This is a genomic window from Variovorax sp. E3 (genome assembly GCF_016082275.1).
GTDB lineage: Bacteria > Pseudomonadota > Gammaproteobacteria > Burkholderiales > Burkholderiaceae_C > Variovorax.
This window is the reverse complement of record NZ_MOWM01000212.1, coordinates 1-9,940: the sequence shown is the minus strand read 5'-3', so window position 1 is coordinate 9,940 and position 9,940 is coordinate 1. Positions and strand designations below refer to the sequence as shown.

At 65.4% G+C, this 9,940-nt stretch carries 11 protein-coding genes and 1 pseudogene; 6 read left to right on the top strand and 6 right to left on the bottom strand.

Annotation, left to right across the window (positions count from 1 at the left end; all coding sequences use genetic code 11):
- Positions 1-260: hypothetical protein (locus BMG07_RS43580; RefSeq protein WP_269759791.1), on the top strand; the 260-nt coding region annotated here is incomplete at its 5' end.
- Between the two features lie 334 nt (positions 261-594).
- On the opposite strand, the pseudogene BMG07_RS37520 reads toward BMG07_RS43580, so the two are convergent.
- Positions 595-1,994 (bottom strand): annotated as a pseudogene (locus BMG07_RS37520) (gluconate:H+ symporter).
- The gene (locus BMG07_RS37515; RefSeq protein WP_198088739.1) at positions 1,991-2,512 is read right to left on the bottom strand and encodes a gluconokinase; all 522 of its coding nucleotides are present in this window, start codon (positions 2,510-2,512) and stop codon (positions 1,991-1,993) included. The pseudogene BMG07_RS37520 and the gene BMG07_RS37515 overlap by 4 nt, the downstream one beginning before the upstream one ends.
- A gap of 292 nt (positions 2,513-2,804) precedes the next feature.
- On the opposite strand from BMG07_RS37515, the gene BMG07_RS45255 reads away from it, so the two are divergent.
- From BMG07_RS45255 to BMG07_RS45250, 3 genes are all read left to right on the top strand, one after another.
- Entirely contained in the window at positions 2,805-3,014 is a 210-nt protein-coding gene (locus tag BMG07_RS45255) for a hypothetical protein (RefSeq protein WP_198088738.1), read from the top strand.
- Positions 3,015-3,332: 318 nt separating this feature from the next.
- A complete protein-coding gene (locus BMG07_RS37505) occupies positions 3,333-4,496 on the top strand; it encodes an alpha/beta hydrolase (RefSeq protein WP_198088737.1) in 1,164 nt (387 codons plus the stop codon).
- 338 nt (positions 4,497-4,834) lie between these two features.
- The gene (locus BMG07_RS45250) at positions 4,835-5,338 is read left to right on the top strand and encodes an H-NS family nucleoid-associated regulatory protein (protein WP_374221409.1); all 504 of its coding nucleotides are present in this window, start codon (positions 4,835-4,837) and stop codon (positions 5,336-5,338) included.
- A gap of 77 nt (positions 5,339-5,415) precedes the next feature.
- On the opposite strand, the gene BMG07_RS37495 is transcribed toward BMG07_RS45250, so the two are convergent.
- Positions 5,416-5,634: a hypothetical protein gene (locus tag BMG07_RS37495; RefSeq protein ID WP_198088736.1), complete on the bottom strand. Its 219-nt coding sequence runs from the start codon at positions 5,632-5,634 to the stop codon at positions 5,416-5,418.
- Between the two features lie 286 nt (positions 5,635-5,920).
- Positions 5,921-6,937 carry a site-specific integrase gene (locus BMG07_RS37490; RefSeq protein ID WP_269759790.1) on the bottom strand — a complete coding sequence of 339 codons (1,017 nt, stop codon included), beginning with the start codon at positions 6,935-6,937 and terminating at the stop codon, positions 5,921-5,923.
- A 481-nt stretch (positions 6,938-7,418) separates the two neighbouring features.
- Between BMG07_RS37490 and BMG07_RS37485 the strand changes: the two genes are divergently transcribed.
- Entirely contained in the window at positions 7,419-7,757 is a 339-nt protein-coding gene (locus BMG07_RS37485; protein ID WP_198088734.1) for a hypothetical protein, read from the top strand.
- A gap of 182 nt (positions 7,758-7,939) precedes the next feature.
- Positions 7,940-8,284, top strand: coding sequence for a hypothetical protein (locus tag BMG07_RS37480; protein WP_198088733.1), 345 nt, complete (start codon positions 7,940-7,942; stop codon positions 8,282-8,284).
- A gap of 40 nt (positions 8,285-8,324) precedes the next feature.
- On the opposite strand, the gene BMG07_RS37475 is transcribed toward BMG07_RS37480, so the two are convergent.
- Both BMG07_RS37475 and BMG07_RS37470 read right to left on the bottom strand, forming a co-directional pair.
- Positions 8,325-9,461, bottom strand: a complete 1,137-nt coding sequence (locus tag BMG07_RS37475; RefSeq protein ID WP_198088732.1) for a PDDEXK nuclease domain-containing protein — start codon at positions 9,459-9,461, stop codon at positions 8,325-8,327.
- Between the two features lie 193 nt (positions 9,462-9,654).
- Positions 9,655-9,940, bottom strand: a 286-nt coding sequence (locus tag BMG07_RS37470; protein ID WP_198088731.1) for an ABC transporter permease, incomplete at its 5' end; no start/stop codon positions are given.

The window sequence follows — 9,940 nt, the reverse complement described above, 5'->3', positions numbered from 1 at the left end:
ATGCCCGAGAGCCCGCCATTCCCGGCACAATCAGGCGCATGATGGAGTCAGAAGAGCTGCCTGACGAGAAATTGGTCACAAGGGCCGCCGAATGGCGAAAGAGGGCATTGCAAGGCGACCTGCATGCCCGTGGTGTGGCACACCAATTGGAGAGGGAACTGCGCAGACGCGCCGGTGCGCCCTTCCCGGACTACGACACCCTGGATCTGAGACCGCTGCAGCAGCGGCAAGAACAAAAGCGGTGGTGGAAGCTATGGTGAAAGCAGGTGCGCTCACGTCGATCCAACCATGAATTCGCTCCTCGTCCTTCAAGCTGCGACCATTGGCCCTGCGGCCTTGCGCACTCTCTTACCGATATCGGTCTTTCCAAAGCAGCCCGGTTGAACGGATTGCGGCGCGCATTCTTCGCGTGTCCTGATCGCACCGCTTGCATTTCGGCCGCGGGGCCGTTCGATCGGATGGGCATGGCATGAACTCCTAGACGTCGGCCATGCCTGCCCAACGGGCCGCAAAGGGGCCTCGGGTGCCACACAGGGACGTCACGCCTATGTGAGCATCAGGAATCGACGCAGCCGACCCCAGGCGCCGCACTGTTCAAAAGACCATTGACAGCACCAGGGTCAGCAGCAGGCCCATCACGGAGATGACCGTCTCCATCACCGACCAGGTCTTGAGCGTCTGCCCCACAGTCAGGCCGAAATATTCCTTGACCAGCCAGAAGCCTGCGTCGTTCACATGAGAGAAGAACAGCGAACCGGCGCCGATGGACAGCACGACGAGCGACAAATGGCTGGCGGACAGGCCGCCGGCCAGCGGCGCGATGATCCCTGCGGCCGTGACGGTCGCCACCGTCGCGGAACCGGTCGCCAGGCGGATCAGCACCGCCACGATCCATCCCAGCACCAGCGTCGACAAACCCGCCGCGAGGGCGATCTTGGCGATGGCATTGCCCGTGCCCCCGTCCACGAGCGCCTGCTTGAAGCCGCCGCCGGCCCCCACGATGAGCATGACGCCGACGACCGGCAGCAGGCTGGCGCCGATCTTTCTGGCCAGCACGGACACCGTGAAGCCCACGGCGCTGCCGAAGGTCACCATGGCCAGCAGCACCGCCACCAGCAAGGCGAAGACCGGGTCACCGATGAAGTCCAGCAAGGGGCGCATCGCGGCCGCTTGTCCATCCAGATGTCGGCCGCCGCCTTCATGAGCATCAGTACAAGGGGAGACAACAGGGTGATCAGCGTCCAGGCAAAGGTCGGGCTGCGGGTCGGCTTGTCGTCGGCATGGCCGTCGTGCGCGGCGTCGCCGGCAGCCGGAGCTGCCGACGTGACGGCCAGCCCCGCGCCCGCCGCGCCGATCGGGACCAGGCGGGCTGCGAGCAGGCCGTACAGCGGCCCGGCCACGGCCACCGTCGGGATGGCGATCAGCAATCCCAGCGCCAGCGTCACGCCGACGTTCGCATGCAGGATCGCAATCGCGGCGAGCGGCCCCGGGTGCGGCGGGATGAAGCCGTGCAGCACCGACAGTCCGGCCAACGCGGGGATCCCGAGCCGCATGGCAGGGCCCTTCGATCGGTGAACTGCCAGCATGACCACGGGGATCAGCAGGACGAGTCCGATCTCGAAGAACATCGGGATACCGACGATGCCCGCGACCAACGCCATCTTCCAGGGCAGCGTGGAGGGGCGTCCGCGAAGCAGCGTCTGGACCAGCCTTTCGGCGCCGCCGGAGTCCGCCAGCAGCTTGCCCAGCATTGCGCCGAGGGCGATGAGCACGCCGACATAGCCCAGCACGCCGCCCACGCCGGCTTCATAGGACGCGGTCACCTTGTCCAGAGGGATGCCCGATCCGACGCCGACGAAGAGGGCGCCGATCGTCAGGGCGAGGAAGGCGTGCAGCTTCAGCCACACGATCAGCACCACCAGCAGCGCGATGCCGGCTGCCGCCACGGCCAGCACCTGGATGTCATGGGTGTTCAAGGCGGTGGAAGCATTCATTTCAAGTCCAGGGTTGTGATGATGGTGCGGGCGATCTCGGAAGGAGGCGGTCCGATGTCGATCCGGATCGAGGGCTCGTCGGCGGCGGGCTCCTGGAGGTCGGCGAACTGGCTGTCGAGCAGGCTGGGCGGCATGAAGTGCCCGTGGCGCGCCATCAGTCGCGCGGCGATGGTCTGGCGGGAGCCGTGCAGGTACACGAACATCACGCCGGCCCCGCGCCTGTTGATCACGTCCCGGTACGGCCGCTTGAGGGCCGAGCAGGTGATGAGGCCGCTTTCGCCGGCGTCGAGACGCTCATCCACCCAGTCGGCCACCTTCTCCAGCCAAGGCGCGCGGTCCTGGTCCGTCAGAGGATGTCCCGCCTCCATCTTGGCGATGTTCGATGGCGGGTGCAGTGCGTCTCCTTCCTCGAAGGGCCATGCCAGACGGCCCGCGAGGATGGCCGCCACGGTGGTCTTCCCGCAACCCGAGACGCCCATGAGGACCAGCACCAGCGGTTGTGAGGCGAGATCGGACATCGGTCTGCTGGAGATCCTGCACGACGCCCCGTTCAGCGGCCCGCGCCCTGCGGCAAGGCCGGTTGCCGTTGCGAGCTGGCAAGGCAGCCCGCCTCGCACGTGCGCGAGAAGCGTGGGGATCCGGTGTGCTTGGCCATGGTGGGCGGTCTCCTTCGCGGCCATTGTGAGCCAGTTCGGGTCGACGCGCTTTCCGGTGCGCGGCCATCGCGTGGGCATCCTCCAACTTTCTTTTGACGTGTGGCGTGCGGCGGCGCAACCGCGAGGCTCGCGCAGGTCTGACGCGTGCGCACGAGTGTCTGGCGGCGAAGGCTTCGTAGGCGCCGCGCGCTCCGGCCGCAGGTCCACCGCGTCCTTTTCGGGGCCGTTCGGCGAGACCCGGCTGGGGCGCGACTGCACCCCCTCGTTCCGGAACAAGTCGACGTTCGATCCGTTTGTCGTGCAGGGCGTCGGGGTCAGCGTCATCGATGCGATTTCCCTCAACGCGCACGACTCGCAGTGTTGACGGCTGTACCCATCGTTCCATGCGCAATTCATGGCGCGCCCCGGAGACCAGGTAGCCAGCGACGCTCCCGGATATCCGATGGTCTGCCTGGGCGCCGCGATGCGGCGCTCGTGACCCAGACGGGGGCTGCGGATCGCGGCCTTCCTGTACGCCCGGGCAGACATGGGCGCCGGTGTTGGGAAAAAAGGCAAGGTCCGCCATGCGGCCTGCAACGCCAGGAAACGGCTGCAGCAGGATCACTGCCTGGCGCTGGAAAACTCGGGCTGTCCCGTGCCCCGAAATCAGATGTAATCGGGCCCCAAACAACCGGAGGGATCCATGGCCGCTCATTCTTCCCGCGCTGGCCTTGCCCGGTGCGGGCGCCTCATCGCATGGGTGGGCGCGCAAGTTCTCGCGGCCCTTGCCCTGGGAGCCTGCGCAACGGCGTCGAGCCCGCTGGGCATTCCCACGACCATCCCCCGCATCGCGGACGCGACGCAAGGCCATCCGGTCAAGGTGGCCGTGTTCTACGGGACGAACCGCGTCCCGGCCGCCAAACCCGTTTACTTCGACGACAACGAAGCGCCAGGCATTCAGTATGGATATGCCTTGGTCAGCCTGCCGTGGATCCATAAGAGCGGTCGCATCGAGACGCCGACGGCCTTCGACTGGGACAAAGGCAATCCGGACAAATTCATGCTTCTGCTGGACGCTGCGCCCCTGCGGCCCGACGAGTTCATCGCGCAGGTGAATCGGTCCTTCGCCTCCGACTCGCACAAGAGAATCGGTTTCGTGTTCGTGCACGGCTTCAACGTTCCCTTCCGCGATGCCGCACTGCGCACGGCGCAGCTGGCGGTGGACATGCAGTTGCCGGTGGTGCCTGCCTTCTTCAGCTGGCCGTCCAATGGCGAATCCGCGATCGAGGGGACCGCCAACTACCTGCGGGACTTCACGAAGGCCATCAGCTCGATTCCTGCCCTGGAGGAGTTTCTTGTTCAGTTCGGGGAGAAGACGCGGGCCGAAGAGATCTTTGTTCTCGCCCACAGCATGGGCTCGTGGACCACCACACATGCCCTGATGTCGCTCGCGCTCAACCGGCCGAAGCTGGCGGCCAAGATCAAGCTGGTCACCCTGGCCGCGCCGGACATCGATGCCCGGGTGTTCACGGTGCAGATCGCGCCCGCCATGGTCAAGGCCGGATACACGGTGAACCTCTATGCGTCGGACAAAGACCGGGCGTTGAATGCCTCGAACGTCGTGTGGGGGCGGCCCCGGGCGGGCATTGCAGGAGAGGCGCTGACCCTTTCGGCCGGCGTCGAGACCGTCGATGCGAGCAACATCGACACCGACTTTCTCGGACACTCGAAATATGGCGATTCGCCGGTGCTCCTGCAGGACATGGCGCTTTTCTACAAGGGAGCGCGCGCGGGCCAAAGGCCTGGATTGATCCCCAGGAAAACCGGTGCTGGCGCCTACTGGCAGATTCCTGCCCTGGCGCGCTGATCGCATCGCTGGCGCCGCGAAACGGGCACGACCGAGGAGGTTTGCCAAGGCAACGAGCCCGTCGGACTGCATTGCGCGCAGGCGCAGCCGCAGCTGGGCGGCCATGCCCAAGATGCGAAGCGCTGCGGCAGAGTCTGCGGCCGGCGCGGCCTGTCGCTCGCACGGCAAAGCTGGCCCCCGAGTCACTCACCCCACGGGGAAAGGGGCCGCGTACCTCCTCGTGGGAAGGCAGCGCATGGCTTCAACGGCGCTTGATGCGGGGCTGCGCGATCGATTTCCGGGGCATTGACGAACAGGTTTAAAGTTCCGGCCAGCCCTCACACAGAATAGGTATGGCAATGTCGAAGAAAAGTTACGCTCAAATCCAAAAGCAAATCGAGGTTTTGCAACGCCAGGCCGATGAGCTTCGCTCTCAAGAGGTTGCCGGCGTGGTCGCCCGCATCAAGGAGGCGATCGCGCATTACGGACTGACGGCGCAGCAGCTGGGCTATGGTGGGGGATCGCTGCGCGCCAAGGCCAAGGCCCCGAAGGCTGCTGGTGGCGCCGTCGTGCCCGCGTACTCGGACGGCCTTGGCAACACCTGGAGTGGTCGCGGACCGCGCCCGCAGTGGCTGAAGGCCGCGGTGGCTGCTGGCAAGAGCCCGGAAGACTTCGCTTCGCCGGCGGGTGCTGCGGCCGCCAAGGCGCAGAAGCCCGTGAAGCCGAAGGCGTCGAAGAAGCGCAGCCCGAGCAAGGCCTATCGCGATCAGGCAGGCAACGCCTGGGCGGGGCGTGGCCCGCGGCCGCAATGGCTGAAGGACGCTCTCGCGGCAGGGCAGACCCTGGAGCAGCTGGCGGCCTGACGCCTTCGCTCGGGGAGGCGGCCGTCCTCTTTCGTTGCGACGGCTCACCAGCGCATGGATTCGCCTTGGCGGGTCACTCAGCGCAAATTCGGGTTCAAGAGATCGATGCCCGCGCCCTTGCACTTGATCCAGGGCCCCGATGGATGCTCACGGCCATCCCAGGCCCGCAGCGCAGCCTGAGCGTGCGCGCGGTGCTCGTAGCAATATCGGCGCTGATACCCGACGTCATCGAGTCCGACGACCACGGCCGTGGTGAAGTTGAACTGCTTCACCGCGCACACCTGGTCCTGGAGCACGCAGATGTCCGAATACCCGCTGGCCGCAAGCGCTTGCGCCAGCCTGGGCGCCGTAGCGGCTGGACGCGGCGGCTGGGGGTGAGAAGGGGCGGCGCAGACCGGAGGTGGCCTGGCCGCATTGTGACGGCCCCCGGCCCCCGGGCGCAGGGCGCAGGGTTCGGCGCCCACGGCATGCAGGCAGCCGCTTTCTGGCCTGAGCTGACTTGTCCTTGCGCCTGCGCAGGACGCACCTGGCCCGTGGTCGCTGCGCGCCTGGCATTGGCCGTGCAGCGACGGCCAGGGGCTTTCAGACCACGTCGGGCGGTGAAGTGAGCACGCGGCGGTACTTGTCCATCGCTTCAGGTTCGATACCGAGCCAGCGTGCGACTTCGTCGAAGGCCGTGCCGCGGCGCAGCTGGCGCAGCGCGAACGTGTGCCGCAACTTGAAGGAACCGCCTTCGGATGCGTCGAGTCCCGCTTCCTCGAGCACAAGGCGCGCGGTCTTGTACTGAGACTCCTTGCTCCAGGGCTTGCCGCTGCGCGTCGACGGGAACAGGAAATCGCCCAGGATGCCGCTGTCCGAGCGGACCGTGAGCCAATGCTGCAGCAGCTCGCCCGCCCAGGGCGCCACGGGCGTCTCGCGCGCCGGCGCGTTGCCGTTGCCCGGGACCGCCACTTTCCAGGGACGCGTGCTCGTGCGGCCACCCAGAAGGGTCGGGGCCTGTGTGCGCAGCAGCCGCACGTCCCCGGGCGAGAGTCCCGCGCCCAACTGCAGCGCCACCGAGACCCGGTTGCGCAGCTCTTGCCAGGTGAACCCCAGGTGGCTGTCGCGCCGCAGTGCGGACAGTCCCGGGCGCGGCCGCGCGTTGGACAGGAAAGAAATCAGATGCCGTGCCTCGGCCACCGAGAGGAACTCGGGCAGGGGATCTGCCTGCGGGGCGTCGGCGTACCGCACGTCCGGCCGACGCGCGAGCCATTGCGCGACCGCGCTGTTGACGGGCGCGCCCGTGTGCGCGGCATGGTGATGCAGGACGCGGTCGATCAATCGCAGCAGCCGCAAGGCATGGCGCGGGGAGAGCGACAGGTCGGCGCTCTTGAGGCCGAATCGCGCGGATTGAAACGCCTCGAGGTCCAGCACGTCCAGCGTCTCGAGCGAGACGGCAGGGGACTGGCCCAGACACCATGCCGCGAAACTGCCCCACATGTCGCGATAGACCTCGATGGACGAGCTCTGTCGCAGCGAGCCCATGGCTTGCTGCTCGGCCAGCCAGCGATCGAACGCAAGGGCGTGGCCATGCCCTTGCGGATCGGCGAACAGCGGCAAAGTGGAGGACATAAAAAATACGCTAACGGCGAGCGCTGAGTTTATTGGATTTGCAGTTTGTCGTCATGGGGGACCGTCCGGGTGTCGAGACAGCTATGCCGTTAGTGTATTTAACGCTCGCAGAGTTCGCTCGCGCCGATCTGGGATGGCTTGGTGCGAGAAAGGGGGCAGCGCCCGCATGATTTCGCCCGGTGGCAGGGCCCATCGCGGGCCACAGCCGCGGTACCAGGTCGCACGCGCAGTGCGCGTCGAGCGGGGGCATTGCACTGAAGGTGAACGCCGGCGGACCTAGCTCCCGTGGGAGCATGTCTCGCCGCTGGCCGGCCACCGAGGTTCTTGCCAGGAATGGAACCACAACACCTGCACAAGGCCATTCCAGATTTCGGAGTCGGCGGTGTTCGCGTTTCGGCAGGGTCTGCCAGGGCAAGGAATCGACCGCAGCCGTAACAATGTGCAAAGTCACCGAGACTGGAGCAGAGGCGTGGGGTTCGAGTTCGCCGGAGCCATCCGGGCAGTGTCGTTGGCCTACGACGCGACACGGCGCGGCGGCATGACCGTGACGGCGGGCCTGCCCACTTCGACGTCGAGCTTCGCCTTGTCTGCGGTCAGCCTGGTGGCGGAGGAGCGCACGCTCAAGGGCAGCTACATCGGCACCTGCGTGCCTTCGCGCGACATTCCACGCTCCATCGATCTGTACAAGCAGGGCCGGCTGCCGGTCGACAAGCTGCTGACGCACCGGCTGAAGCTGGACGACATCAACGAAGCCTTCGACCTGCTGCACGACGGGCGGGCGATTCGCCAGGTCGTCGTTTTCGATTAACGAAGCCACCGGGCACCCTTGGTTCGTTGCCTTCGATGCTAGTCTCGTTCCCTCGGGCGGTGAAGCGTCGATGGCGCAGGCTCGGCCATCCGGCCGCGCTTGAAGTTCAGGCCTGTGCGGCAGAACTAAAATTGCAATGAGCCTGCGCCACCTATCTGGTCTGTCGGGCAACAGGAGATACCTTGCAACTTTCAACTGACCAGCGCCACAAGGAGTCTCTCGATCTGCTGGCGGAGGTTCGGGACTTCCTCACACGCTGGCCACCCCATCCGATGATGCGCCCGGTGATCGAGAAGATCAGCGCACACCTGGCAGACCCGAGCCTCAACCTGGTCAGATCGCACGCGTATGCACAGTCGGGCGGCGCCTACACGCCGGTAGGTCTGTGCATCGTGCGCGTGAGTGTCGCGAACGCGATCGCCACGGTCAGCCTGCCACCTGGCAGTGATGCGGCTTCGGAGTCTGTCATTCTGGATGCCCTCAGGAACGGCCAGGACGTGATCCTGAAACCTGACGAAACGGCATAGTCAACCGATTGGCCCGGGCTGGCGACGCCGCCTCTGCCGGCTACGCGGCAGAAGGCCCGCCTGGCAGCGCTGTGCGCAAGGCGTCCTCGAGTTGGCGCGGCGAAGGCAGCTTGCCCTTCATGCCTGCCGGCAGGCTGGGCTGCAACTGGTACTCGGCAACACCGATCGGATTCGCCTTGGTCTTGAGAGCAAACTCGACCTCCAGGCTGTCGCGCTCCGCGCACAGGATGATGCCGATCGACGGATTGTCGTCGTCCGCTCGTTCCGTCTCGTTGAGCAGGTTCAGGTAGAAGTCCATCTTGCCCGCGAACTCCGGTTCGAACGAACCGATCTTGAGCTCCACCGCCACCAGCGACTTGAGAAAGCGGTGATAGAACAGGAGATCGACGAAATACTCCTTGCGGCCAAGTTTCAGCCGGTATTGCCGACCGACGAAACAAAAGCCGTAGCCGAGCTCGAGGATGAAGTCCCGCAGCCGATCGATCAGCATCGACTCCAGGTCGCGCTCGCGAATGGCGTGCTGCACGCCCAGAAACTCCAGGTTGTAGCTGCTCTTGAGTGCTTCGTTGGCCTGTTCCGCCAGATGCTCGGGCAGGGCGGAGGAGAAATTGTGCACCTTCTCCTCCAGACTCGAGCGCTCGTACGCACGGCCCTTGATCTGGTTCAGCAGCACGTTGCGGCTCCATCCGAATTTGGCTGTGGCACGCAGGTAATAGAGCTTTTCCCCGACATCCTCGATCTTGGCGAGCAGGTTCGCATGGTGCCCCCAGGGCACCGCAGTCACGATATCTCTCACAGCCTGTGAGAGCGTCTGGGATTCGGCCGCATCGAGCGTGACGCGGCCACGCTTTCGCGGTTTGATTTCTCTCACAAGCTGTGAGAGAAACTCAGGCGAGGTATAGCTCTGATGCAGTTGCTGCATTCGCCACAGGTTGGCTGCCGAGAAACCCGACATGCCCGGAAAGGCCGTCTTCAGGTCCCGGGCCAGTTGAGGAACTACCGCATCGCCCCATCCGGCACGGGTTTGCTGCTCGCGAATGGCACCGCCGATGTCCCAGTAGAGACCCACGAGTTCCCGATTGACCGCCTGCGCGGCCGAAAGACGTGCGGAATCGACGCGCTGCTTGAGTTCGCCGACGAACTCGGGATAGGAGAAGGCGAGAAGAGCTGTGTTCACGATGCAAATGTATCGCCTGTGGACTTGCAGCAGAGGTCGACTCGCATCCGGGTCAGCGCCAATACACATCAAGACCGACTCGAGACTCGCTCCGCTTTCAGGCGAAGTGGGTTTCTTCGTCTTGAGTGCACACCCTCCGAGGCGACGAATCGGCCCAGCCCGGGGCCAAGACCGACGCCGGGCAAGCGCCCGATCAGGTCTTGAGCCTGTACCCCGTCTTGAAGATCCAGCGCACGGTGATCAGGCACAGCGCCAGAAACCCCAGCGTCACCCCCATGCTGATCGGCAGGCTGACGTCGGAAATGCCATAGAAGCTCCACCGGAACCCGCTGATCAGGTAGACCACCGGATTGAACAGCGACACCTTCTGCCAGAACGGCGGCAGCATGTGAATCGAATAGAAACTCCCACCCAGGAAGGTCAGCGGCGTGACGATCATCAAGGGGATGATCTGCAGCTTCTCGAAGCCGTCGGCCCAG

What these genes read in the sequence shown, in the direction of transcription:
- BMG07_RS37515 (WP_198088739.1), bottom strand. Translation starts at nt 2,512, where the DNA reads ATGTCCGATCTCGCCTCACAACCGCTGGTGCTGGTCCTCATGGGCGTC.
- BMG07_RS37505 (WP_198088737.1), top strand. Translation starts at nt 3,333, where the DNA reads ATGGCCGCTCATTCTTCCCGCGCTGGCCTTGCCCGGTGCGGGCGCCTC.
- BMG07_RS45250 (WP_374221409.1), top strand. Translation starts at nt 4,835, where the DNA reads ATGTCGAAGAAAAGTTACGCTCAAATCCAAAAGCAAATCGAGGTTTTG.